General features: G+C 60.2%; 23 protein-coding genes and 1 pseudogene. 7 read left to right on the top strand and 17 right to left on the bottom strand.

Annotation, left to right across the window (positions count from 1 at the left end; all coding sequences use genetic code 11):
- Nucleotides 1-179 precede the first annotated feature (179 nt).
- Nucleotides 180-2212, top strand: a pseudogene (locus AO388_RS11800) (TonB-dependent receptor family protein).
- A gap of 27 nt (nucleotides 2213-2239) precedes the next feature.
- Here AO388_RS11800 and AO388_RS11795 read toward each other — a convergent pair.
- Nucleotides 2240-2788 carry a cupin domain-containing protein gene (locus AO388_RS11795; RefSeq protein ID WP_003344936.1) on the bottom strand — a complete coding sequence of 183 codons (549 nt, stop codon included), beginning with the start codon at nucleotides 2786-2788 and terminating at the stop codon, nucleotides 2240-2242.
- 127 nt (nucleotides 2789-2915) lie between these two features.
- Nucleotides 2916-3665, bottom strand: coding sequence for a gamma-glutamyl-gamma-aminobutyrate hydrolase family protein (locus AO388_RS11790; RefSeq protein ID WP_058416499.1), 750 nt, complete (start codon nucleotides 3663-3665; stop codon nucleotides 2916-2918).
- A 130-nt stretch (nucleotides 3666-3795) separates the two neighbouring features.
- Between AO388_RS11790 and AO388_RS11785 the strand changes: the two genes are divergently transcribed.
- The 3 genes from AO388_RS11785 to AO388_RS11775 all read left to right on the top strand — a co-directional run bounded on the left by AO388_RS11785 (nucleotide 3796) and on the right by AO388_RS11775 (nucleotide 6917).
- Entirely contained in the window at nucleotides 3796-4683 is an 888-nt protein-coding gene (locus AO388_RS11785) for a LysR family transcriptional regulator (RefSeq protein ID WP_058416498.1), read from the top strand.
- 145 nt (nucleotides 4684-4828) lie between these two features.
- Nucleotides 4829-5893 carry an aromatic ring-hydroxylating oxygenase subunit alpha gene (locus AO388_RS11780; protein ID WP_003370890.1) on the top strand — a complete coding sequence of 355 codons (1065 nt, stop codon included), beginning with the start codon at nucleotides 4829-4831 and terminating at the stop codon, nucleotides 5891-5893.
- 73 nt (nucleotides 5894-5966) lie between these two features.
- Nucleotides 5967-6917 carry a PDR/VanB family oxidoreductase gene (locus tag AO388_RS11775; protein ID WP_003370888.1) on the top strand — a complete coding sequence of 317 codons (951 nt, stop codon included), beginning with the start codon at nucleotides 5967-5969 and terminating at the stop codon, nucleotides 6915-6917.
- Here the strand turns inward: AO388_RS11775 and AO388_RS11770 are convergent, their stop codons facing one another.
- Nucleotides 6918-7628 carry a GntR family transcriptional regulator gene (locus AO388_RS11770; RefSeq protein WP_046719385.1) on the bottom strand — a complete coding sequence of 237 codons (711 nt, stop codon included), beginning with the start codon at nucleotides 7626-7628 and terminating at the stop codon, nucleotides 6918-6920. It lies immediately after the preceding gene.
- Between the two features lie 75 nt (nucleotides 7629-7703).
- Complete coding sequence (locus tag AO388_RS11765) at nucleotides 7704-9674, bottom strand: putative bifunctional diguanylate cyclase/phosphodiesterase (protein ID WP_054080943.1); 1971 nt, start codon at nucleotides 9672-9674, stop codon at nucleotides 7704-7706.
- A gap of 251 nt (nucleotides 9675-9925) precedes the next feature.
- Here AO388_RS11765 and AO388_RS11760 point away from each other — a divergent pair, with 251 nt between their 5' ends.
- On the top strand, nucleotides 9926-10918 hold the full coding sequence (locus AO388_RS11760) for a nucleoside hydrolase (protein ID WP_058416497.1): 993 nt from the start codon (nucleotides 9926-9928) through the stop codon (nucleotides 10916-10918).
- A 52-nt stretch (nucleotides 10919-10970) separates the two neighbouring features.
- Here the strand turns inward: AO388_RS11760 and AO388_RS11755 are convergent, their stop codons facing one another.
- Together AO388_RS11755 and AO388_RS11750 are read right to left on the bottom strand one after the other, a co-directional pair.
- Nucleotides 10971-11654, bottom strand: a complete 684-nt coding sequence (locus tag AO388_RS11755) for a hypothetical protein (RefSeq protein ID WP_046719382.1) — start codon at nucleotides 11652-11654, stop codon at nucleotides 10971-10973.
- A gap of 138 nt (nucleotides 11655-11792) precedes the next feature.
- A complete protein-coding gene (locus AO388_RS11750) occupies nucleotides 11793-12692 on the bottom strand; it encodes a LysR substrate-binding domain-containing protein (protein ID WP_054080945.1) in 900 nt (299 codons plus the stop codon).
- 139 nt (nucleotides 12693-12831) lie between these two features.
- Here AO388_RS11750 and AO388_RS11745 point away from each other — a divergent pair, with 139 nt between their 5' ends.
- Entirely contained in the window at nucleotides 12832-14175 is a 1344-nt protein-coding gene (locus AO388_RS11745; RefSeq protein ID WP_054080946.1) for an MFS transporter, read from the top strand.
- Nucleotides 14176-14193: 18 nt separating this feature from the next.
- Nucleotides 14194-15468 (top strand): glucarate dehydratase family protein, encoded by a 1275-nt coding sequence (locus tag AO388_RS11740; protein ID WP_046719380.1) that lies wholly within the window; start codon nucleotides 14194-14196, stop codon nucleotides 15466-15468.
- Nucleotides 15469-15484: 16 nt separating this feature from the next.
- Here the strand turns inward: AO388_RS11740 and AO388_RS11735 are convergent, their stop codons facing one another.
- From AO388_RS11735 to accC, 11 genes are all read right to left on the bottom strand, one after another.
- Nucleotides 15485-17149 carry a PqiB family protein gene (locus AO388_RS11735; RefSeq protein WP_054080947.1) on the bottom strand — a complete coding sequence of 555 codons (1665 nt, stop codon included), beginning with the start codon at nucleotides 17147-17149 and terminating at the stop codon, nucleotides 15485-15487.
- A 168-nt stretch (nucleotides 17150-17317) separates the two neighbouring features.
- Nucleotides 17318-18151: an ABC transporter substrate-binding protein gene (locus AO388_RS11730; protein WP_003435362.1), complete on the bottom strand. Its 834-nt coding sequence runs from the start codon at nucleotides 18149-18151 to the stop codon at nucleotides 17318-17320.
- 52 nt (nucleotides 18152-18203) lie between these two features.
- The gene (locus AO388_RS11725; RefSeq protein WP_003435364.1) at nucleotides 18204-18932 is read right to left on the bottom strand and encodes an amino acid ABC transporter ATP-binding protein; all 729 of its coding nucleotides are present in this window, start codon (nucleotides 18930-18932) and stop codon (nucleotides 18204-18206) included.
- A 19-nt stretch (nucleotides 18933-18951) separates the two neighbouring features.
- The gene (locus AO388_RS11720; protein WP_003435366.1) at nucleotides 18952-19692 is read right to left on the bottom strand and encodes an amino acid ABC transporter permease; all 741 of its coding nucleotides are present in this window, start codon (nucleotides 19690-19692) and stop codon (nucleotides 18952-18954) included.
- 6 nt (nucleotides 19693-19698) lie between these two features.
- Nucleotides 19699-20400: an amino acid ABC transporter permease gene (locus tag AO388_RS11715; protein WP_003370856.1), complete on the bottom strand. Its 702-nt coding sequence runs from the start codon at nucleotides 20398-20400 to the stop codon at nucleotides 19699-19701.
- A gap of 124 nt (nucleotides 20401-20524) precedes the next feature.
- A complete protein-coding gene (locus AO388_RS11710) occupies nucleotides 20525-21277 on the bottom strand; it encodes an SDR family oxidoreductase (RefSeq protein ID WP_003370854.1) in 753 nt (250 codons plus the stop codon).
- 127 nt (nucleotides 21278-21404) lie between these two features.
- The gene (locus tag AO388_RS11705) at nucleotides 21405-22175 is read right to left on the bottom strand and encodes a LamB/YcsF family protein (RefSeq protein ID WP_003435368.1); all 771 of its coding nucleotides are present in this window, start codon (nucleotides 22173-22175) and stop codon (nucleotides 21405-21407) included.
- Entirely contained in the window at nucleotides 22165-22587 is a 423-nt protein-coding gene (locus AO388_RS11700; RefSeq protein ID WP_054080948.1) for a biotin/lipoyl-containing protein, read from the bottom strand. The genes AO388_RS11705 and AO388_RS11700 overlap by 11 nt, the downstream gene beginning before the upstream one ends.
- Entirely contained in the window at nucleotides 22587-23558 is a 972-nt protein-coding gene (locus AO388_RS11695; RefSeq protein WP_003435372.1) for a biotin-dependent carboxyltransferase family protein, read from the bottom strand. The genes AO388_RS11700 and AO388_RS11695 overlap by 1 nt, the downstream gene beginning before the upstream one ends.
- Complete coding sequence (pxpB, locus tag AO388_RS11690) at nucleotides 23555-24226, bottom strand: 5-oxoprolinase subunit PxpB (protein WP_003435374.1); 672 nt, start codon at nucleotides 24224-24226, stop codon at nucleotides 23555-23557. Before pxpB ends, AO388_RS11695 begins: the two co-directional genes overlap by 4 nt.
- On the bottom strand, nucleotides 24223-25575 hold the full coding sequence (gene accC / locus AO388_RS11685; RefSeq protein ID WP_003370840.1) for an acetyl-CoA carboxylase biotin carboxylase subunit: 1353 nt from the start codon (nucleotides 25573-25575) through the stop codon (nucleotides 24223-24225). Before accC ends, pxpB begins: the two co-directional genes overlap by 4 nt.
- Nucleotides 25576-25587 lie beyond the last annotated feature (12 nt).

Here is a 25587-nt window from a genome sequence, read left to right as displayed (position 1 = left end):
AGCAGACAAAAAGCAAATTATATTCAGTTAGTACATTGAACAGCCTGAAAATATCGCCCGGCATCGACTGTTCACTCACCGGTTTAGTGACGCCAGTCACACATCAGGCATCGAACACCTGTCCCTTTTCCAGAGCACGCAGGGCTGGCAGTTGACGCTGGCCGTGAACCACAAGGCGTATGCACTTGCAGTACCACCCACCGTTTCTGCTTTCCCCCTTGAACCTGACCCTGCAATTGTTCGGTTTCAGTACGGCTCTTGCTTTTACCTGTGTCGCCGAGGCTGATGTTGTCAGCCTGTCCAACATCGAAGTGGACGGCTCACGTATCGACAGCCCGGCGCAAATCCCGCGCGACGCGTTACGGGAAGTTCCGGGCGGTACCAACATTGTCGATATGAACACCGTCGAGCAAGGACGGGTCGCCAACAATGAAGACGTGTTCAAATACCAGCCCGGCATCTACGCCAAGGCCGCCAACAGTGAGGGGGCAAAAATCTCGATTCGTGGTTCGGGCCTGAACCGGGCGCCTGGCGCGCATGCCTCCGGGCTGTTCGAAATGCTCGACGGCTTGCCGCTGACCGGCCCCGGGGGTACGCCCTACGAACTCAAGGAGCCGTTATGGCTGAGCCACGTAGAAGTACGACGCGGTGCCAATGGCTTTGAACTGGGCTCGCTGGCGCTGGGTGGCGCGGTTAACTATGTCACCCACACCGGTTATGACGCGCCCAGGCTGCAGTTGCGCTACGAAGCAGGAAGCCACGGTTACTCGAAACGGCAGATCAGCTCGGGACAGGTGTTGGGCGATCTGGACTATTACGTCAGCGTGACCGACTCAAGCTACAACGGCTTCCAGGACCAGAGTGCCGGCGGTAGCCAGGGTATCGCAGCCAACGTCGGTTACCGGTTCAGCCCGAATCTGGAAACCCGCTTCTTCTTTCGTTACCGGGAAACCGACAACGACTCGCCGGGCAGACTGACCCGCGAGCAGATCCGCCATGATCCACAGGCGGCCAATGCGCTCAACCGTACGCGCGACTCAAAACGCCTGCAACCCGGCAGCACCTGGCTCGGCAACAAGACCACTGTTTATCTGGATGAAAGCTCACGCCTCGAAACGGGTCTGGTCTATCACGATTACCCCATGGACCTGCGCGAGGGCACCAATCGCCTGAAAGTCGCTTACACCGATATCAGCGGCACGCTCAATTACATACGCCAGGACACCGTGTCTGGCCATCAGAGCACGACCACGCTGGGACTGCGAACCACCAAGGGGCTGCCTGACAACGGCGCATCGGAATTCGTCCGCGTGCCAGCCGGCAACACCGCAGGCTATGTGCCAGGGACCAGAACCCGGGATTACAGCTACCTGGGCTCGGACAGCGTGCTGCACCTGAGCAATGATCTGGAGTGCGCTACGACTTCACGCCGCAATTGCAGCTTTACGGCAATCTGAGTCGCTCGGTCGAGCCGCCGCACGCCTGGTCAATGATCTGGGGTTCCAACCGTTTTTTCCCAGCAGGCAGCGGTGCGGCGACCGGCCTGCAGAGTATTGGCGTCAAACTTGAAAATCAGACCGCGACTACGCTGGAGCTCGGCGGCAAGGGTAATAGCGCAGCAGGCGACTGGACCGCAGGGTGGTATTACTCGCAGGTCAGACATGAACTGCTCAGTGTCGAAACCCAGGCAGCCAGCGCGACAGGCTCGCAAGTCATTGCCGAGTCCAACGCCAGCCCGACCATCCATACCGGTATCGAACTCAGCCTGGACAGCCCGCTGTGGCAGGGAGGCGCTGCGGGCAAGGTCGATTTACGCCAAGCCTACACGTTCAGCGACTTTCACTACCGTAACGACGACCGCTTCGGCGACAACGCGCTGCCGGGTATCCCCCGGCATTACTATCAGGCCGAGCTGCGCTACAGCCATCCTGTCGGCGTTTACGTAGCACTCAACACTGAGCACGCGTCGAGGATCGCGGTCGATTACGCCAACTCGTTTTACGCCGATCAGTACACCTTACTGGGCGCCACACTGGGCTACGCGTCACCCGGCGAAGACTGGCAGACCTGGCTGGACCTGCGCAATCTGACTAACCAGCGTTACGCCAGCACCGTGACACCCGGCTATGACGACAACGGCAAAGACATCGCACGCTCGACACCCGGCGACGGGATGGGGATTTATGCCGGTATTTCCTGGAGCCTTCGTTAGGCGCAAGGCATCGTTGGCTATCGGCACCTAGAAGTTGGCCGGGGTGTTGGCGCTGATGATCTCCGCTTCGTCCTGGCCGATGTTGCGGAAGCGATGCGGCAAGGTGGTCGGGAAGTAATAGCCGTCACCCGGACCGAGAATGTTGACCTGCCCATCGATGGTCAGCTCCACGGTGCCGCGCGTCACCAGACCGCACTCCTCACCTTCGCTGTGGACGATGGGTTCATCGCCCGAGTCGGCGCCCGGCGCGTATTGCTCACGCAGAAACCGCATCTGCCGGCTTGGCAATGTCGCGCCGACCAGCAGCAGGCGGGCACCGTTGCGCCCAAGATCGGGTTGATCGCCGGCTCGAAACACGTACTGATCCTGACCCGGAGGCTGATCGAACGTGAAGAAATCCGCCAGCGTCATGGGAATCCCTTCAAGCAGCTTTTTCAGCGAGCTGATGGAAGGACTGACACGATTTTGTTCGATGAGGGAAATCGTGGCATTGGTCACACCACTGCGTCTGGCGAGCTCACGCTGTGACAGCTTGTAGCTTTCACGCACCAGTTTGAGTCGTGCTCCCGTATCCATAGTGGCCTTATGTGAAAGATATCCGGTGAATGAGGCAGCGCCCCGGTGCAATGGATCGTCCATCACCCGAAGCCATCAAGCCGGATATTAAATCACGTTTGCCCACAACACTCAGCAGCTCATCGCTCTAGCGACTGCTGCGCGCATACCTCTGGCAGGCCTCGCGAAAGGCCTTGAACAGGCTGAGCGACACGGGGTTGTCCATGAACGCCCATTCCGGGTGCCACTGCACGCCCAGCACAAAGCCTGGCGCACCAGGCATGGACACCGCTTCGACCAGACCGTCGGGGGCCAATGCTTCCGCGCGCAGGTCCGACGCCATGCGATCGATACCCTGACTGTGCAGGCTGTTGACCTCGAACCCCGGTGCCAGGCCCAGCGAGTCGAGCAAACCGCCAGGCTGTACCTGCACGGCATGCTTTGGCGCGTACTGCACCGCCAGCACCTCGCTTTGTGGCTCGCGATGATCCAGATAGCCGGGCAGCTCCTGGACACGCTGATGCAGGCTGCCGCCCAGCGCGACATTCAGTTCTTGAAAGCCGCGGCAAATGCACAACACCGGCACCCCCTGAGCGATGGCAGCCCTGAGCAATGGCAAAGTTGTGCGATCCCGGAAGACGTCATGGGCGGTGCCCTCCACGCTCGCCGGCCCATTGTAGTGACGCGGCTCGACGTTGGACGGCGAGCCGGTAAACAACAGGCCATCCAGTGAGGCAAGCAGTTGCGGAGGCTCGGTGGGCACCTCGAGCGCAGGCAGGATTACCGGCATGCCCGCGAAGGCTGCGGCCTCGACGTACTTGTCGCCTGCGGTGTGAGAAGAGTACTTGCCCAACTGCTGACGGCAGGCGGTGACACCAATCAAGGGAGGTCGCGACATAGGTTGAATCCTGTGTGAAATCTGAGTGGTCAGCGCCGATTACCGGACGCTATCCAGCGGGAATGAAACCAGTCTAGGATAGTCATCCGCGCAACAAACATAGGCATTCAGGCAAAGGAACAATGCACCAATGCAATATGAAATCACCCACGCCGACCTTTCATTGGTGCTCGCCCTGGTTCGCGGCCGCACCCTCGCCCGTGCCGCCGACCTGTTGCAGGTTGATGTATCGACCGTGTTTCGCTCGATCCGTCGTTTGGAAGCCGCCCTTGGTGCCGCGCTGTTTGAAAAGAACCGGCGCGGGTACGTACCGACCGATACCGCTCAGGCCATGGCCGAACAGGCCGAGCGTGCCGAACAGGCGCTTGCCGCTGCGCGCATCGCTTTGCAGCAGGGCGAACAAGTCGTCAGCGGCACGGTGCGCCTGACCTGTACCGATGCGGTACTGCACAGCCTGCTGTTGCCCGCGCTGGCAGACTTCATGCCGCAGTACCCTGCCCTTACGCTGGAGCTGGCCACCTCCAACGCCTTTGCCAACCTCAGCCGTCGCGATGCCGACATCGCCCTGCGCCTGACCAATACGCCTCCCGAGCACCTGATCGGGCGCTGCCTGGGCAGTGCCGACTACTTTGTCTGCGGTCGCCCGGAATACCGCGAGGCCCTGACGCAAAACCCTGCCTCGATCCCCTGGATCAGCCCGGACGACTCGATGCCCGACCACACCTCGGTGATCTGGCGCAAACAGGCGTTTCCAGGGGTATTACCGAGCTACCGCTGCAGCAACATGTCGGCTGTCTCGCAGTTGGTCGCTGCCGGCCTGGGCGTGGCGGCGCTGACCGGTTTCACGGTCGAGGGCCTGGGTGCGGTCGAACGCCTGAGCGGCCCTCTGGAAGGATGCCGCACTGACCTGTGGCTGCTGACCCGCCCCGACTGCCGCGCCCTGCGTTCTGTGCAGACCCTGCTGGAAGCACTCGCGCCGCGCCTGCGAGCGGCGCTGCTGGTATCCAGCCCCGGCTGATCAATCTCTGTGGATCCATTAAATAATAGTTAACTAAATTAATCATTGGATTAATCTCGATCCTGTGGCATTAATAATCGCGAGGAAACAACATGATTCATTCTGTGGATCCATAAGATCAATAATCGAACCGTGGAGAACCATCATGCACCCGAAAAATGCGTGGTACGTCGCCTGTACAGCGGATGAAGTCGCTGACAAGCCTCTGGGGCGGCAGATCTGCAACGAAAAGATGGTGTTCTATCGCGACCAGGACCAGCAGGTCATTGCCGTCGAAGACTTCTGCCCGCATCGCGGCGCCCCGCTCTCGCTGGGTTATGTCGAGAACGGCCAGCTGGTGTGTGGTTATCACGGACTGGTCATGGGCGGCGACGGCAAGACTGTTTCAATGCCCGGCCAGCGTGTTCGCGGCTTCCCTTGCAACAAGACCTTCGCGGCGGTCGAGCGCTACGGCTTCATCTGGGTCTGGCCCGGTGACCGGGAAAAGGCCGACCCGGCACTCATCCACCATCTGGAATGGGCAGTCAGCGACGACTGGGCCTACGGCGGCGGGCTGTTTCATATCCAGTGCGATTACCGCCTGATGATCGACAACCTGATGGACCTCACCCACGAAACCTATGTGCATGCGTCAAGCATCGGCCAGAAGGAAATCGACGAGGCAGCGCCCGTCACAACGGTCGAAGGCGAGGAAGTGGTCACCGCCCGGCACATGGAAAACATCATGCCGCCGCCGTTCTGGCAGATGGCACTGCGTGGCAACAACCTGGCCGATGACGTGCCGGTCGATCGCTGGCAGATCTGCCGCTTCACGCCGCCCAGCCATGTGCTGATCGAAGTCGGCGTAGCCCATGCAGGCAAAGGCGGCTATCACGCGCCCAAAGAGTTCAAGGCGTCGAGCATCGTCGTCGACTTCATCACCCCCGAGACCGACACCTCCATCTGGTACTTCTGGGGCATGGCGCGCAACTTCAATCCCGCTGATGCAGAGCTGACCGCCAGCATCCGTGAAGGCCAGGGCAAGATCTTCACCGAAGACCTGGAAATGCTTGAACGCCAGCAACAGAACCTGCTCACGCACCCGCATCGCAGCCTGCTCAAGCTCAATATCGACGCCGGTGGCGTGCAGTCACGCAAGATCCTGGAGCGCCTGATCGCTGCCGAGCAGGCCGGTCGCGGCGAGCAGATTCCCGTGATGGCGACGAAATGACCGGCCATTGCCCGTCGAAACACCAAGAAAACAATCAGAAGTGACCCGTGCCGCGGTCACCCGAGGACCTGACATGATCGACGTGAAGGTGTTATCACGCAACGATGAAGCGCTGGACATCTGCAGCTTTGAACTGGTGCGGGCAGACGGAGCGCTGTTGCCGCCGTTCACCGCAGGCGCGCACATTGACGTACACCTGCCTGACGGGCTGATTCGTCAGTACTCGCTGTGCAATGCCCCGAACGAGCGTCACCGCTACCTGATTGGCGTCCTCAACGACCCGGCTTCGCGTGGTGGCTCGCGTAGCCTGCATCACCAGATTCAGACTGGCGCACAGTTGCGCATCAGTGAACCGCGCAACCTGTTCCCGCTGGCTGAAAACAGCCGACGCACCCTGCTGTTCGCCGGCGGTATTGGCATCACACCCATCCTCTGCATGGCCGAACAACTTGCGCTGGAGGCTGCCGATTTCGAGCTGCATTACTGCTTGCGTTCCGCCGAGCGCGGCGCCTTTATCGAGCGCCTGAAGCATTCGGCATTTGCCGAGCGCATCACGCTGCACTTCGATGAACAGCCGGACACTGCGCTGGAGGCTGGCAAAGTACTCGCCCGCCCACAGCCCGATACCCACCTGTACGTGTGCGGGCCGGGCGGTTTCATGCAATACATCCTCGACAGCGCGCGGGCCGCTGGCTGGTCCGAGGACACTCTGCACCGCGAGTACTTCTCCGCAGAGCCGGTCGACACCAGCAACGATGGCAGTTTTTCAATCGAGATCGCCAGTACCGGCCAGGTCATTGCCATTCCGGCCAATAAAACGGTCGCTCAGGTGCTCGAAAGCCACGGTATCGATATTCCGCTGTCGTGTGAGCAAGGTGTGTGTGGCACCTGCCTGACGCGGGTGTTGAAAGGCATTCCGGATCATCGCGATCTGTTTCTGACCGAAGACGAGCAGGCGCTCAACGATCAGTTCACGCCCTGCTGCTCACGTTCCAAGACGCCCGTGCTGGTGCTCGACATCTGATCAGTCCGGGCGCTGAATGACTTTCATGCGCTCGTTCTGCCCGGCGCCGAAGATTTCTGCATAGCGCAAGGTGGCATTGGCATGCTCGCGCATGATGGCCTCGGCGCGAGCGCCCTGCCCATTCACCAGCGCATCCACGACGGCGTGATGCTGCATGTGGGCGAAATTGAACCGCCGGTATTCGCGAATCAGGTTGTCGCGATCCACGGCCAGCGCGGTTACCGAGGCAAAAGGCAGATGGTCGTTGCGTGACAGTGCATCGGCAATGGCGCGATTGCCGCTGCCCTCGACGATCACGCGATGCAGGCGCATATTCATGTCGTGATAGACCTCAAGGTCATCTTCAGTGACATGGCCCTTTTCGAACAGCGCGTCACCCTGTACCAGACAGGCCTCCAGCTCGTCACGCGCCTCCTGGGTCAGGCCGCGCTCGGCCATCTGCCGCGCGGCAAGCCCCTCAAGGACACCGCGGACATCCACCGCGCCGGCGATTTCCATCGGGCTGATCGAGCGCACCTGAAAACCACGCCCGCCAAAGGGCACCAGCAGCCCCTCCTGCTCCAGCGTCCGGAACGCCATGCGCACCGGCATGCGCGAAACGCCGAACAGCTCGGCAGTCGGCACCTCCATCAGACGCTCGCCGGCAGCCAGCTCGCCTGATGCAATCATCTTGCGCAACGCAACAAGGACGGTCTGCCCGGGTTTGCTCATCAAAAGGCTTCCGTGGGGATCAAAAAACGCATCTTACCCCACGCACGCCTGAGAGAATCGCCCACATGCAATCGATCAGAGAGGGCACGATGCTGCGTAACCGAAGGTGCGCTCTTCATCGGGTATTTCAATCCAGGCCAGCGTTTCTGCAAAACTGATCGGCGGGCTGTAGAAGTAGCCCTGCACCATCGTACAACCCAGGGTGGTCAGTGCATTCAGCTCATCCTGTGTTTCGACGCCTTCGATCACGCAGCCCAGAGACATGTCCAGACTCAAGGCAACCAGCGATTTGACGATCTTGTAACTGGCCGGGTTGTGGTGCACGCCGGTGACAAAACTGCGGTCGATCTTCAGCTTGGTCAGCGCCAGCGCGTGCAACTGACTGAGGCTTGAGAATCCGGTGCCGAAGTCATCCAGCGAGATACCGCAACCCAGCTTGCGGAACTGGGTAATGGCCTGCTGCACCTGAGCAATATCCTGCATGACCGCCGTTTCGGTGATTTCCAGATCGAGCCGCGACGCATCGAAGCCGCTGTGTTCGATGATCTCGACAATTCTGCTGACACTTTCCCAGGTCGCACAGTCGTGCGCGGACAGATTGAACGACAGCCTGATAGGCGCGGGCCACGACAGGGCCATGCCAAGCGCCTGGGTCAACAAGGGCACGGTGAGCTTGTTGATCATGCCGATGCGCTCGGCGATCGGAATGAAATGCGCCGGCGAAACAGACCCCAGTTCCGGGCTGTTCCAGCGCGCCAGTGCCTCGAAAGCCACCGTTTCGCGCGTGCAGCTCTCAATGATCGGCTGAAACGATACGTGGAACTCGGTTTCCAGATTGGCGCGCCGCAAGGCCTGTTCGGTAACGCCGTCGGCATGCAATTGCTCACGGTGGCTGGCGGAGAACAGGCAGGTGGTTCCGGGGTTATGGTTCTTGCCTTGATACAGCGCGTAATCGGCAAACTCGAACAGCTGGGTCGCATTATCCGCCGTGGCCGGGTACGTCGCCAGGCCCAGTGTCGCGCCAATCTGGATCGGCATGTCCGACAGTTCGAAGCTTTCGTGCATGAGGTCACACAGGTGTTTGCCAAACGCCAGCAACGCGTCACTGTGCATGTCACCCTTGATCACCAGCGCGAACTCGTCACCGCCCAGTCGCGACACATGCACCTTGTCACTCGAGGCGCTGGTCAGGCGTTCAGCCACCAGCATCAGCAAACGGTCGCCGATGCGGTGACCATAGAGGTCATTGACCGGCTTGAACCCGTCCAGGTCCAATACCCCCACTGCCAGGCCGCTGCGCTGCGCCATTGCCTCGGTCATCGCGGCATCCAGAGTCTGAAAGAACTGGCGACGATTGGGCAGGCCCGTCAGGCTGTCCTGATTGGCCAGCAGCAGATTCTCGTTACTCAGTTGCTCGGTCTTTACCTGCACATTCACCAGGCTGGTGAAATCGCGGTACTGGTAATGAAGAATGATCAGCATGCCGATCGACACCAGCACGATATTCACCGCTGTGGCGATAAAGGTAACGTTGTACGTCGAGGCGAAGAAAATGACGAAGGCGGTGTTGACGACCAGGGCGGTGGTCAGCGCTGCAGGCCGCAAGTGCATCATGCAGAAGATGCAGACGATCACCGTAATACCCATGAAAAACGCGACATGCGCCTGGGAGTAGGCATCGCCGTAAGGGTAAAGCGACAGCGACCAGGCGGCAAACCCGGCCGCTATCACGCCTGCCAGGCCATGTGTACCACGCAGCGTGGCCAGAATGATCGCCGGAGCGGGTGGCGGCCGGTTTACCGTGCGCAACCATTTGCGTGCACGGACGGCACAGATAACCGTAAGCAGCGCCGGGACCAGCAGCGTCAGCCACACCGGAGCGGTTCGCCAATGGGTGAACGCCAACGCCCAGGTATTGACCAGCAGCACGAAGTACATCAACGGCAGTTGCCGGGACAACGCAACGTATTGGGCCTGCAACAACCTGGGGTTATCAGCAGGCACAGACATCAGGGCACGCAAGGCACCCGGTAGTTTTTTCAGCATCGCAAGGCTTCTCTGTTACCACAGTCAAAGCACACGTGGCTTGCTGCTCATCATGCGAACCGGACAGCTAATTGTCGGCTCACTTGTCAGGCTCTCGGCGGATGTGATTAATTCTTTACGGTAAAACCGAGCCGTGCATCGGTTTAATTGAAATAACCTGTTGGCAACCTTTTTTCCGCGTGCCTTCGCATAAGTCAGCGGCGCTTGCACACCTTCTTTTCAATCGTCCCCTACAGGCAAGGAGCATTACCGTGAACAGGAAAGTCATTATCGATACGGACATGGGCTGGGATGACGTACTGTCGATCGCCTACCTGATGAAACGACAGGACATCGACATCCTCGGCATTACAGTGACCGGATGCGGCGAAACAGACCTCGGCTGGGGCGTGATCATCGCGCAGCATTTGCTGGGCATCGGCAATCGACTCGGCAGCGTCGTGGCAAAGGGTACCGATCAGCCACTTGAGTACGACAACCGCTTTCCGCAACCCTTCAAAAACGACATGAACGACATCATGGGGCTGCTCGGGACACTGAACCCTGCCACGCTGCCGGAACTGTCGAGCCTGCCCGCCTGGGAGTTCATGTATCAGACGGTAAAAAACAGCCAGGACCCCATCACAGTGCTGTCGCTGGGGGGCTTTACCAACATCGCGAAGATGCTTTCGTTGAGCAGCCAGCCAGCCGACTTCAAAATGGTCGAGCAGATCGTCGCCATGGCCGGCGCGGTTTACGTCGACGGCAACGTCGCGGCATTGAACAACGCGCAAAAGGCATGGGATCAGGGAGAGGCCTACAGCAGCAACCACTATGCAGAATGGAATGTGTTCGTCGACCCTGTCGCCGCCAACACTGTTTTCCAGTCGAGCCTGCCGTTGACGCTGGTGCCGCTGGATGTCTGCAACCAGATCATCCTCGACGCCAGCTACTGGCAATTGATCACCGCCATCGACCCTGTCGCCACGCTGGTCAAACAAGTGCTCGAACACAAATCCGGAACACACGCCGAAGGGCTTCCCGTGCCGATCTTCGATCCGCTGGCGACCATGCTGATGGCAGGTGGTATTGCAGCGACAAAAATCGATGAGCAGTTTCTGTCGGTCAACACCGAGTTGACGCCGCAGGACAACCATTGTGGTCAGATACAGCTGCAAGGCAGCGGCTCACGAATGATTGCATCAGTGCTGGGTGTCTCGCAGGTCGCGTTCAGAAACAACTTTGCCCAGGTCATCAATAGCTGAGGCCAGTGTGAAATGCTGCGCCGCGCCTTCTCAGCCTGGCGCAGTCACTCCATCAGTTCGCCGCCACCTGAGCCCGGTCGGCCTGCATGACCAGAGCCTTGAGCGAGGCGTCGAACTGTCTCAAGGCATTCACCTGCAAATCACGCTGCTGATCGATTTGTGCAGCGATCTCCGGAGCGGCCTTGCCTTGCACCCAGACCGAGGTCATTTCCCGAACCACTTCACCTTCGGCCTTGCCGATGTATTGCAGGTTGTTGTCATAGAAGCGCGCCATGAAACGCGCTTCGACCTGACTGTTGCGCTTGCTCACCAGGCGGTTGTAAGTGTCGAGCATGACCACTACGTCCGGGCGGGCCTGCATCAGCGCATCGAGGTTGTTGTAAACGGTTACCGAGGCGAACTCTTTCTTCAATGAGCCCACCAGCCAGTCGGTCGCCAGCGCAGGGTCCGAGCTGTTGATGAATGCGTTGCGGATACGCGCATCGAGTGCGCCATTGCTGCCGCTCCTGAGTGCCACCGAATGGTAGTTGTTCAAATACTGAAGGTTGCTGAGGGTATTTTCGCTGTACAGCACGCCCACCGACTGAGTGTGTTGCAGGCTGGCAGCGCTGTCGGCGACGGGCATGAAATGGCAGGACTGTTCGGAGACCGGAGAGACGGCAGCATTGACGGGGGCAGTGAACATAATGCTGGTGCTGAACACGGCAGCAAATGTCAACAGATTGAACATTCTCATCGCGTCGTCTCCCTTTGGAGCAGGTGGCTATGGCGCCATCCTCCTCCTTTGCCGGAAAAACAGAACTTGCCTTGCTTGATGATGACTATCGACTGAATGAATGATAGTTGATACCACTACGTTACAAGGTTTTTCGCTTCAATTTTCATCCGCCCTGACGGCCGCACGAATGGCTTCGAGCAGCATCCGGCATGCCGGGTTGTCATTGTCGGTGCGCCAGACCAGGTGCAACTCGCTCTGCACGCCTTCGCCCAGGTCAATGTCACGAAACACGACGTCCTTGAACACCACATTGGTCGCACAACGCGGTACCAGTGCCAGCCCCATCCCAGCGTTGACCAGCGCCAGAATAGTCAGTGACGATCCGAGCCATTGGACATACTCCGGTGCAACTCGTGCGGAGCGAAACATACCGGTCAGCAGTTCGTTGAACGGTGGGTACGCCGAATGCGAATACATCAGGAACGGTGCGCCATCCAGATCGGCCACCGCGACCGAGTCCGCATGCGCCAATCGATGATTGCTCGGCACGGCCAGCACAAAAGGCTCGCGCACCAGGCATTCGCTCTCGTACCCCGGCTGAAACAGTGGCGCTCGCACGATACCGAGGTCAATGCGCCGCGCCCTGAGTGCTTCGTGCTGCTGATAGGTGTTCATTTCAGTCAGGGAAATCTTCACCTGCGGCTGCTTGAGGCGCGCCTCGGCGATCACCCTGGGCAGAAACTCGTACACGGCGCTGCCGACGAAACTGATGGTCACCGAGCCGATGTCACCTTCGGCAAAGCGCCGCGCGGAAATGGCCGCCTGCTGCGCGTGCTCCAGCAGGGTCTGCGCCTCGATGAAAAAAGCCCTGCCCGCCGCGGTCAGGGCCACAGTGCGGGTGCTGCGGGTGAACAGCTCGACGCCCAGATTATGCTCCAGTATCTGAATCTGCCGACTCAACGGCGGCTGCGTCATGTTCAGCCGTTCGGCGGCACGGCGAAAATTCAGCTCCGTTGCCACCGTGGTAAAGCAACGCAGTTGAGAAAGCTCGAACATTGATCCACTCCCGGTATCAATCAAGTCACTAACTGGATTGGACGGGAATAATACACGCCCTCATGATCGACTCATCCCCAAAATAACAATGAATGGGAGTCGCCTCTTGAATACCGTCCCTGGTACTACGGACGCCACGGTGCTTGCCCGTGCGGCCGCCAAGGTGAAACACCACGTGCTGCCGCTGTTCGTGGTGATGTTCATCGTCAATTACATCGACCGGGTCAACATCGGTTTTGTACGCAGCCATCTGGAAACCGATCTGGGTATCGGCGCAGCGGCTTATGGGCTGGGCGCCGGATTGTTCTTTGTCGGTTACGCACTGTTCGAAGTCCCCTCCAACATGCTCTTGCAGCGCTACGGCGCCCGCGCCTGGCTGACCCGCATCATGTTTACCTGGGGCGCGGCTGCAATGGCCATGGCATTCGTTCAAGGTGAAACCAGCTTCTACGTGCTGCGCTTCATTCTCGGCGCCGCCGAAGCCGGTTTCTTCCCCGGCATCATCTATTACTTCACCCAGTGGCTGCCTTCCAGCGACCGCGGCAAAGCCATGGCGCTGTTTCTCAGCGGCTCGGCGATAGCGTCGGTCATCTCCGGACCGGTGTCCGGCGCCCTGCTCGGCATCGAGGGCCTGAACCTGCATGGCTGGCAATGGATGTTCCTGATCGAAGGCTTCGCGTCGATCGTGCTCTGCGGTTTCGTCTGGTTCTGGCTGCAATCACATCCTCACGAAGCCCGCTGGCTCAGTGACGAAGAAAAAACCGCGCTCAGCACCGCCATCGCCGAAGAGCAACGGCTGCGCGAAGCAGCACAAACCGTCAGACCCTCGGTATTGCGCCTGCTGGCGGACCGGCAGATCCTGCTGTTCTGCTTCATCTACTTTTCCGTGGCACTGACCATCTACGGTGCCACCTTCTGGCTGCCGAGCATGATCCGCAAGATGGGCAGCTTCAGCGATTTCGAGGTCGGGCTGTTCAATTCGATCCCGTGGATCATCTCCATCGTGGCCATGTACGGCTTTGCAGCACTGGCTGCACGCTTCAAGCACCAGCAGGCCTGGGTGGCAGTCACCCTGGTCATCGCCGCCGCCGGCATGTTCATGTCCACCGTCGGCGGTCCAGTGTTCGCCTTTGTCGCCATCTGCTTCGCGGCCATCGGTTTCAAGGCCGCGTCTGCGCTGTTCTGGCCAATCCCTCAGGGCTATCTGGATGCACGCATTGCCGCTGCGGTCATTGCGCTGATCAACTCAATCGGCAACCTGGGCGGTTTCGTTGCGCCCACCACGTTCGGCTTTCTGGAACAGACCACCGGTTCGATTCAAGGCGGTCTGTATGGACTGGCAGCGACATCGCTGCTGGCTGCCGTGGTGATCTTCTTCGCCCGCACCACGCCACGAGGTGATCGCGGCCGCCCGTCAAGGGCTGAGCGGCCTGCAGCGCTCAGCCCTGCCGTTACTGGCACCCCTTCCAGCCTCAAACCCTGACCTCCGGGAGACCGCCCTTTGAAAATCATACGTGTGACCGTGACCCCTATCGCCTTTCGCGACCCGCCACTGCTCAACGCCAGTGGTATTCACGAACCCTTTGCCCTGCGCTCGATCATTGAGGTAGAAAGCGACAACGGCTACATCGGTCTCGGTGAAAGCTACGGGGATGCCCCGGCACTGGCGATTCAGCAACACGTGCAGAACCAGCTGATCGGGCTCGACCCGTTCAACCTCAATCAGCTGCGCAGCATCGTTCAGGCGACCGTGGCAGCGCATAAGCCTGCCAGCCTGGCGGGTGCCGAACTGGCGCCGGGCTCACACGCGAGCAAGGCGGTCAGCAATGCTTATTCTGCGTTCGAAGTGGCGTTTCTGGACCTGCAGGCGCGTTCCATGAACCTGCCATTGGTGGACCTGCTCGGCGGTGCCATTCGTGACCAGATACCCTTCAGCGCCTACCTGTTTTTCAAATACGCGCAGCATGCCGATGCGCCTTACGCTCCCGACAGCTGGGGTGAAGCGCTCAGCGAAGAGCAGATCGTTGCTCAGGCCCGGCGCATGATCGAAGCCTACGGTTTCAAAAGCATCAAGCTCAAGGCCGGAGCACTGCCGCCGGAACACGAGGTGTCGTGCATCAAGGCGCTGAAAAAGGCTTTCCCCGGTTATCCGCTGCGCATCGACCCTAACGGCAACTGGTCACTGGAGACTTCGATTCGCATGGCAGAGCTGCTGGGCGATGATCTGCAATATTACGAAGACCCGACGCCGGGCCTCGACGGCATGTCCGAGCTGCATAAACGCACCGGTCTGCCGCTGGCAACCAACATGGTGGTAACCGATTTCGACGAGTTCCGCCGCAGCGTGGCTCTCGACAGCGTGCAAATCGTACTCGCTGACCACCATTACTGGGGCGGCCTGCGCGACACTCAGGCACTGGCGAAGATGTGTGACACCTTTGGCCTCGGCGTGTCGATGCACTCCAACTCGCATCTGGGTATCAGCCTTATGGCCATGGCCCACGTTGCAGCGTCGGTGCCTAATCTGGACTACGCCTGCGACACGCACTACCCGTGGCAGGAGCCGGACGAGGAAGTCATCAAGGGCGGCAAACTGCCGATTGTCGACGGCTGCGTCAGCATCACCCGCGCGCCCGGCCTGGGGCTGGAACTGGACCATGACCAGCTCGGCAAGCTCAACGACCAGTATCACAGCTGTGGCATTCGGCAGCGCGATGACGTGAAGCAGATGCAAAAGTACAAGCCGGACTGGAAGGCGGTCAAACCGAGGTACTGAAGCCGTCCGGCTCGGCTTAATCGGCCTGCTGAGCAGGCGCGGTCCTCTGGTAGACACCCGGTCGATCCTGACGGGTGCGGCCGCGGATCAAGGCTTCGGGGTTGCGGCTCAGGTAATCGGTCAGGACCCTTACCGAGCGGGCCATGCGCTGAACGTCGTCGATTGTCCGATCGATCTGTTGATGCACAGGCGAGTCCTCGGCGAGTGCTGCGCCGGCAATGTCCAGTGTGCTTCGGGATTGCAGCAGAACGCCGTGCAGTTCAGGCATCACCTGCGCGTTGAAAAGCCTGAACGTCTTTTGCGCCTCGCCAAGGCTGCCATTGAAGTTGCCGGCGATCTCCTGCACCGGCACGTTGCTGAACTTGTCGATGATCTGCTGTACCTGCTCCTGCATCTTTTCAAGCTCCCCCGGCACGGTCGGGATTATCAACGGCTGCGCACTGACATCGAACGGCACCGGCGCAGCGTTGGCGATAAAACCCAAGGAAATATACAGTTGTCCGGTCAGCAGACTCTCGCTGCGAGGCTGCGCACGCAGGCCTCGTTTGACGAAGTCGGCTATCAACTGTGCCGTACGTGCATCATCGGTAACGCCTAACGTCTTCACGATTTTTTCATTGGCCATACCCAGGCGGTCGGGGTATATCTGCGCCCCTACGATGCTGGTGAACGACTTGCTGGCGGCGTCGTAGTCCAGGTCTACCGAGACGACTCGCCCCAGCGTTATGCCCATGAACTCGACCGGCGAATTGACCTCCAGCCCCCGCAGCGACTGACTGAATATCATACGGATGTAACCCGGTTCGCCGTCGGGCGGCGACAGCGCCTTCTGCTGATCGTCAAACAGCATGAAGCGTGCATGCTCCGCGGCCCGGGGCGCATTCGTACGGTAATCCGGCTCGACGAAGGCCACCCCTCCCGCCAGTATCGTCGAGACCGATTCAGTCTTTATTTTCAGACCATCGGCATCCACCGTCATGCCAATGCCGCTGGCATTCCAGAAACGCGTGTCGGTAGTCACGAAACTGTCGTTGGGCGCATTGATGAAAATTTCCGCATCCACGCCCTTGCCGTCTGCGGATAAATGGCAGGCCGCTATCTGTCCGACCTGAATGCGTCGGTAGTACACAGGAGACCCGACCTCCAGTGAGCCCATGTCTGCGGCGTGCAGGGTAAAACGCGTGCCTTTTGCGCCGTAGGTAATGGGTGGCGGAGCTTCCTGACCGACAAAGTGTTTTTTCGTATGCCCGGACGTACCGCTGTCCGCCGCGATAAATGGCCCGGAAAGCACTGTATCCAAGCCCGATACACCGGTGACGCCTATACGCGGGCGCACCACCCAGAACAGGGAGTCCTCGGCAGTGAAAGCACGGGCGCTGGCATCGAGGTCCACCGTCGCCACAACGCCTGTACGGTCCTTGTTCAAGGCCACGGCCGATACCTCGCCAATCACCACATTCCTGACCTTGACCCTCGTCTTGTGAGGTTCAAGCCCCTCGGCGCTCTGGAAGGTGACGAAGATTCTCGAGCCTTTCGACAGTGTGCTGCTGATCAGCAGCGACAGGCCTATCAAGGCAGCGAGCAGCGGAACCAGCCATACAGGGGATACGCCGAAACGTCTCTTTCGGGTGATGAAAGCAGCGACTGCCGATGGAGAAACCGAACCTGAGCGATCAGACATTTTGTCCTCTGAGACGCCCACGCGGGGTCATGCCGACGATTGATACTGTCGGTCGGACTCTGAACCTCGGCTATTAATAAACCATCAAGGAAATATCAAGATCTGATCAAGATGCGATGGCGCCGTTGCGGCATGAAGCCGACCGTTTGGTCGGCTTCATGCCCTTGCTCAAGGCAACGGGTCGAATTTCAATTCGCTGAGGCTTTGTACCTTGTCTTCGCGAACCATCTTGTATTCGGTATTCGGGCCAATCCAGTGCGCCCAGATCGCGTCGATCTCACCTGCGGCTTCCATTGCGCGCAGCGATTCGTTGACCTTCGCCAGAAAGGCCGGTTCGCCCTGGCGCATGCCGGCACCAATGGGCTCAAGCGCCATCGGTTCCTTGGCAATGACCAATTCCACGCCGCCGGCCTTGGCCTGCCCTACCAGCTTGATTGCGGTCATGGTGTTGGTCACCAGACCCACCACCTTGTTCTGTTGCAGTGCCATGTAGGCAGAGCCGGTGTCCTGGAAGGTCACTGGCGTCGCGTCAGCCAGACGGATCGACTGCTCGGAGGTAGAGCCTTTGGTCGAACTGATGCGTTTGCCCTTGAAGAACGATTTCGGTTGATCGGCATTCGCGGCACGGACTACCAGTGTTTCCTTGGCGATGTAGTAAGGGTCGCTGAACTGGATCTGGTCGGCACGGCTCTTGGTGTAAGCCAGGTTGGCGAAAATCACATCCACGCGGCCCATTTTGACTTCCGGGATACGTGCTTCGACCGACAGTGGCTTGAGTTCCAGCTCCACGCCCATGTGTTTGGCCAGGGCTTTGCAAAGATCGACGTCCATGCCCACCAGTTCGCGGGTTTGAGGGTCCGGTGCCGAGAACGGCGGAACGTCGGCATACACGCCACAGCTCAGGCTTTTCTTGCTCATCACATCGCTGAGCTGATCAGCATGGACCACCGAAACAGCCAGCGGCGACAACGCCAGTGCAGCCAGTACAGACTTGATACGCATGGTGAGACTCCTGAAAATGAATTGAGTGATTCGCTGAAATCAGTGCCTGCGCTCAATGGCTGCGCAGGTCGGCAATGAAGCGCTGGGCACGCGGATGGGTCGGTTGCTGAAAGAACACCTCAGGGCGGGATTTTTCGAGGATCTGCCCCGCATCCATGAACCAGATGGTGTCGGCCACTTCCCGGGCAAAATTCATCTCGTGGGTGACGCACATCATGGTCATGCCCTCTTTGGCCAGGCCTTTCATGACGCCGAGCACCTCGCCGACCATTTCCGGGTCAAGAGCGCTGGTGGGCTCGTCAAACAGCATGACGGGCGGCTCCATCGCCAGCGCGCGAGCAATCGCCACACGCTGCTGCTGGCCACCGGACAACTGTGCGGGGTAGGCACCGGCCTTGTGTGCCAGCCCCACCCGATCCAGCAACTCCATGGCGCGGGCGCGCGCTTCACTGCTCTTCAAGCCACGGACCTTGGTCGGGGTCAGGATGATGTTGTCGAGCACCGACAAGTGCGGAAACAGATTGAAGCTCTGGAACACGAAACCCACGCGGCTGCGCAGCCGATTGACGTTGGCGTCGGTACCGTTCACGTCACGGCCGTCAAACAGAATCTGGCCTTCTTGCACGTCCTCAAGACGATTGACGGTGCGGATCAGTGTCGACTTGCCCGAGCCTGAGGGCCCGCACAGCACGACCACTTCGCCGCGCTGCACCTCGGCGGTGATATCGGTCAGGGCCTGGTACTCGCCATACCATTTATTGATCCTGGAAAACATGATCATCGGATGCATTGGGCAACCCTCAATTATCGGTAGTCAAAGGCCGGGGAACGGGCACAGGCGATACATCGCCTTCACGTTTGCGGGCAATCCGCTGCTCCACCACGGCGGCGAGACGGGTCAGGCCGTAGCACAGCACGTAGTAAGTGATCGCCAGGATGAAGAACACCTGAAACGGCTTGGTCAGCAGTTGGTTATTGATCTGATTGGCGGCAAAGGTCACTTCCTGGACGTTGATCACGTAGCCCAGCGACGTTTCCTTGATGATCGAAATGAACTGGCTGATCAGACTCGGCAAGGCGTTGTACAGCGCCTGCGGCAGGATCACCCAGACCGTGGTGCGCAGGTAGCCCATGCCCAGTGCGCGGGAGGCTTCGTATTGACCGGTCGGCAGCGCCTGAATAGCGCCGCGGATGATTTCGCACAGGTAGGCGCTCTGATAGACCACCAGCGTGCAGAGCATGGTGGTGAAACCGGTGATGTTATGGCCGATCAGCAAGGGGACCAGAAAGTAGGTCCAGAAAATCACCATCAGCAGCGGAATGCCGCGCATCACGTAGACCCAGACCGTCGCCGGGTAGCGCAGCCAGCGCCACGGCGAAACCCGCGCCAGCGACAACAGCAGCCCCAGAGGAAAGGCCAGCAACAGGGCCAGCGCCGCCAGCATCAGCGTCGAAATCAGGCCGCCCATCGGACCGTGGGGGTATTGACCGACCAGCAGCAAGGTCCAGTTATCGCGAACAATCGTGAAGACATCGAACATCGCCGCCTACCTCGCCATGGCTTTGCTGAATTGCCGGGCCAGCACAGCACCCAGGCCCATCAGCATCAATGAAATGGCCAGGTAGACCACGGTTGCGACCAGATACGCTTCGAAGGTGCGGAAGGTGTAGTTCTCGACTTCGCGGGTGGCATAAGTCAGCTCCACCACGCCGATGGCCATGACCAGACTGGTGTTCTTGAACAGCAGGACCGTGTGATTGATCAGCGACGGCAGGCAGTTGCGAACCCCTTGCGGCAGGATCACGTAACGCATCGAGCGCACATAACCCAGGCCCAGCGCGCGCGACGCCTCGACTTGCCCGGCCGGAATCGCGCGTAACCCGCTGCGAATGTCTTCACTGAAATACGCCGCCTGGCAAAGGCCCAGGGCGATGACCGAAAACAGGTACTCGGTGCTGTAGTTGGCCAGCCAGATCTGTGTGTTTTCGGACAGCAGCGTGGGAATGCCGAAATACCAGAGCATCAGTTGCACCAGCGTCGGCACATTGCGGTGATAGGACACATAACCCGCCACCAGGCGCTCGGCGTACTTGTTGCCGGTCAGGCGAATCGACACCAGCAGCAGGGCTACCGCCATGGCCAGACACCAGGCAACGAATGCCAGTTGCAGGGTCGTTTCTATGCCCTTGACGATCAGCTCGGCGTACTCGCCCTGCAGGATCGCTGAAAGATCGAATTTACTCGTCATGGTTGTTCCCATAGACATTCAGCCAGGGCAGAAGCAAGGCGCCAGCGGGTCTGGCGCGGGTATGACATGGCGGCTGATGCCGCTCTCGTGATGGGGTACAGCCCTTGCAGACGCAGCCTCAGCCTCAGCCTTCGTAGTCCTGCGGACGCGCAGTCGACAGACCGCCGGGCACCTGCAGCGTCGGGGTGATTTCCATATGCCCGATGTTGACCGCGATGGGCGCGGCAATCACATAGGCGATCGCATCGGCAATGTCCTTGGCCACCGGCAGCTCATAGCCTTCGATGAAACGCTTGCGCACTTCCTCGGAGTCGCCATGCACGTGAGCGAAGATATCCGTCGCCACGCGCCCCGGGCAGATTTCGGTGACCCGCACGCGCTTGCCGAAGGCATCGATGCGCAACTGACGGGACAGCATGCTTACCGCAGCCTTGGTCGCGTGGTACGTCGAGTTGCCACCGAAGTTGTAGGCAGCAGCGATCGAACTGATGTTGATGATGTGCCCGCAATCACGCTCGACCATCCCCGGCAACGAGAGCCTGGCAATCTGCAATACCGCGCGCAGGTTCACATCGACCAGCAGATCGATCCCTTCAGCGTCCGCCTTGAGCAGCGAGCCGGGCCGGTCGACGCCGGCATTGTTGACCACGACATCGAAATGATGGGCCTGAAACAAGGCCGTCAGGCCAGCCAGATCAGTCACGTCGATAGCGTGCGCGATACAACCGGTGCGCTGGGCCAGTGCCGCCAGCTTGTCTGCACTGCGCGCCAGCGCATGGACCTGCAAACCTTCGGCACACAGCCGCTCGACGACGGCCTCGCCAATGCCGGAAGAAGCGCCGGTGACCAGCGCAGTTTTATAATCGGAAAAAGGCATGTCAGGGTTTCCTTGAATAAGCGTCGATCAGCCGCTTGGCTGTTAATGCTGATCGCCTTGTACTGGACTTTAACGAGCGTCACGGGCAGCGACCAAGACACAATGGTTGTGTGGCAATAAGCTGCGCTTATGACCCGAGCAGCTGTGAAACCGGGGTGATGACACCGCCCTGCTCTTCGATGCTCCGGCGAATGCTGCGCGCCAGTTCCACCGCCCCCGGCGTGTCGCCATGCAACAGAATCGACTGGGCGTTGACCGCCACACGCTTGCCGCTCAGGGTCGTTACCGAGCCGTCCTGCAACAGTTGCGCAACCCTGGCCCTGACCTGATCCGGGTCTTTGATCACCGCACCGGGCGTACCTCGCGGCACCAGCAGGCAGTTTTCGTCATAGGCGCGATCAGCCAGAAAGGTCGTTGCCACCCTCAGGTTGCACGCCTCGGCGGCCTGCTCGATGGCCGCGCTGCTGGATGAGCTGATGATCATCTGCGGGTCAAAACCTGCAACAGCCCTTACCAAAGGCCCGGCCAGTTCGGCATCCGCTGCGGCCATATTGCCCAGTGCCCCGTGAAAACTCATGTGCGTGACGCGGTAACCGGCAGCGGCTGCAAGGCCCGCCAGAGCGCCGAGTTGATACACCACAATGGCGCACAACTCCTTGAGCTCGATGTTCATTCTGCGGCGGCCGAACCCCTGCAGATCCGGAAAGCCGACATGCGCACCGAGATCAATGCCCAGCGCCTTGGCGCGGCGCACTGTGCTGTCCATGATCAGCGGATCCCCGGCATGAAAGCCGCACGCCACGTTGGCCGAGGAGATCAATGGCATCAAGACCTCGTCCTCGCCCATGGTCCAGGGCCCGAAGCCCTCACCCAGATCAGCATTCAGATCAATGCGCATGATCAAGTTCCTCCAGTTCAATCAGCGGCTGGCCATAACCGACGCGCTCGTTTTCGGCGGCCAGGAATCGCAGTACGCGCCCTGCCTGATGACTGCGCACCGGCAGATACAACAGGCCGATACGCAACAGCCCCAGCAACTGCCCCACAGCCACTGCATCGCCGGGTTTTACGTAGCTGCTGCGTTCATCGGGATGACTCGATACAAACACGCCGGGGTTGTCGGCACTCACCACATGGGCAGTCAGCGCCGACGGTTCAACGGCGACCTGAGGCGCAGAGGGCACAGCGCAGGCCTGTACAGGCTTGCCGCGGCGGATCAACAGCTCGAACCCCGGCTGCCTCAACTCCAGCACAGTAATGCCGGCGTCCCGAATACACGCTGCCAGCTGGCGAATCTCTTTGATGTTCATCAGCGATGTCCCTGCAGGCTGCGCAGCGCGAGCACGCGCCGGGCGTCTTCGATGAAAGCGTGATTGGTGTCCAGCGCGTCGACCGCTTCGTCGTAGCTGCACTGCACAAAACGGACCTTGCTGCCGATCGGCGCCTGGCCAAGACGCCACAGATCGGCCTCGATGACTGTGGCAAACTTGGGATAACCGCCACTGGGCTGGGCATCCCGCATCTGCACGATCGGCTGTCCGCCGTGGGGCACCTGAATCACGCCAGGCACGATGCCATGAGAGCGGATTTCCAGCGTCTCGCGCGCAAGCAAGGGCGTGCCCTCCATGCGGTAGCCGTAACGGTTGCTCTGCGTGGTGATTTTCCACTCATCGGCAAAAAACGTTGCTTGCGCCTCGGCACTGAAACAGTCGAATTCGGCAGCCGGCAGCACGCGGATGGCCGGCAGCCCGTCAAGCAACAACGGCAAGGCCGCCACCGACGATTGCACCCCGAAATCACTGGCACGCAGTTCGTTGACAGCGCCCGCAGGAATCACATCACCCTGCTGCAACGCACGGCCCTGCCAGCCACCAAAAGCGCCGCGCAATTGCGTGCTGCGCGAGCCCAGCACCAACGGCACGTCGACGCCGCCGGCCAGACACAGATACACGCGGCTGCCAATCGTCGGGTAATTGAGCCGCAACACCTGATTCTTGCGTGCCTGAGCGACCCAATTGCCTGGCAGCCGCTCACCATCGAGCGACGCAGCGCAGGCGGCGCCGGTGATCGCGAAGGTGCAGTCATCGACAAAGCGCACTTCGAACGGGAACAGCGGAATTTCAATCCCCGCCGCGTCTTCATCGTTGCCCAGCAACAGGTTGCCGAGCCGCAGTGACAGCGTGTCCATCGCGCCAGACGTGCCGACGCCGTAGCCGAGGCTGCCGTGCCGCCCCAGATCCTGAACGGTCGCCAGTGCCGTAGCGCTGATAACTTCGATCATCGGATGATCCTCTCGATACGCAAGCGCAGTTGATCGCCGGGTTGCAACAGCGCCGGAGGCTGCTGACCCGCATCGAAAAACACCATTTCCGTGCGTCCTATGGTGTTCCAGCCACTGGGGCCGGCCGACGCGGAAATACCCGTCTGAACGCCACCGATGGAGACCGACCCGGCCCCGATATCGAGTACCGGCACCTTGCGCCGCGGCGTTGCCAGGCGCCGATCCATGCCGCCCAGGTAGCAATAACCCGGATGGCTGCCCAGGGCGTACACCGGGTACAACGGCTCACAGTGCAGATTGGCGATGGTTTCGATATCCAGCCCGGTATGGGAGATGACATCAGCCATGTGCGGTCCGCCGTCACCGCCGTATACCACCGGCAATTCAATGATCCGGCCCTGCAACGGCAGCGGCTGGCACTGCTCCCAGGTCTCCAGCAAACGGGTTTTCAGACCGGCCAGGTCCCGCGGTGGCGCCGCAAAGGTCAGCATCAGGTTGTTCATCCCCGGCACCGCCTCGCGTACCTGCGGCCAGTCCTTGCTCAGACGGGCCAGTGCCCATATGCGTTGCTGCGGTGCCAGGTCGAGCTCGCCGGGTGCTTCGAACAGCAACGCGGTGGTTCCCAGCAAGGTGATTCTTGGCGCATTCGGCGCCTGCACGAGACTCATGGGTGGCTCCTTGTCTGCAACCAGCGCTCCAGGTGATGAATGTCCATGCCACCCTTGCAGAACACCGGGTCCTGCAGAATGTCGCGATGCAGCGCGATGTTGGTAGAGATGCCCTCGACGTGCATTTCGCTCAGTGCCAGACGCATGCGTGCCAACGCCTCATCGCGACTGGCACCATGAGTGATGACCTTGGCCACCATCGAATCGTAATAAGGCGGAACGCGGTAGCCGTGGCTGACATGCGAATCGACCCGCACGCCGAAACCACCGGGGATCTGCCAGCGGGTGACCTGGCCCGGCGTCGGCATGAAGCTGCGCGGGTCCTCGGCGTTGATCCGGCACTCCAGCGAATGGCCCGAGACCGTTACGTCGGCCTGACTGAAGCTCAGGCGCTCGCCCATCGCCATGCGGATCTGCTGCTGGACAATGTCGATGCCGGAGGTCATTTCCGTTACCGGGTGCTCGACCTGCAGGCGGGTGTTCATCTCGATGAAATAGAACTCGTCCTTTTCGAAGAGGAACTCGAACGTGCCGACGCCCTGATAGCCGATCTGGCGGCAAGCCTGTGCGCAACGCTCGCCCACCCTGGCCATCAATGCTGCGTCGATGCCGGGTGCAGGCGCCTCCTCAAGCACCTTCTGGTGGCGGCGCTGCATCGAGCAATCCCGTGAGCCGAGCCAGACAGCATTGCCATAGGCATCGCACAACACCTGAATCTCGACATGGCGCGGCTGGCCCAGAAACTTCTCGATATACAACTCGGGATTGCCGAACGCGTGTCGGGCTTCTTCGCGGGTCAGCGCAATCGCATCGAGCAGACGAGACTCTTCCTGAACCACACGCATGCCCCGCCCTCCGCCGCCGCCTGCGGCCTTGACGATGACCGGGTAACCGATGTCGCGAGCGATCTGCAGAATGCTCTGCGGGTCGGCCGGCATGCTGGTATCCGGACCGGGTACGCACGGCACGCCGGCTTCGCGCATCGCCCGCTTGGCAGCGACCTTGTCGCCCATGACCCGTATGCACGCAGCACTGGGGCCGATGAAGGTCAGGCCAGCCTGCTCGATGCGTTCGGCGAACATGGCATTTTCAGACAGAAAGCCATAACCGGGATGGATCGCCTGAGCACCGGTCAGTTGCGCGGCATAGAGCACGGCCGCCTGATTCAGATAGCTCTGCGCCGCTGCGGCGGGACCGATGCACAGCGCTTCGTCAGCCTGTTGTACATAACCGGCATCGCGATCCGCTTCGGAATACACCGCTACCGTGCGCAGGCCCAGGCCCTTGCAGGCGCGCTGGATGCGCAGGGCGATTTCGCCGCGATTGGCGATCAATACTTTATCGAACATCAAAAACCCCTG

Origin of the sequence: Pseudomonas sp. ICMP 10191, assembly GCF_001467335.1 — a bacterium.
Taxonomy (GTDB): Bacteria; Pseudomonadota; Gammaproteobacteria; order Pseudomonadales; family Pseudomonadaceae; genus Aquipseudomonas; species Aquipseudomonas cerasi.
This window is presented reverse-complemented; position numbering and strand designations above follow the sequence as displayed.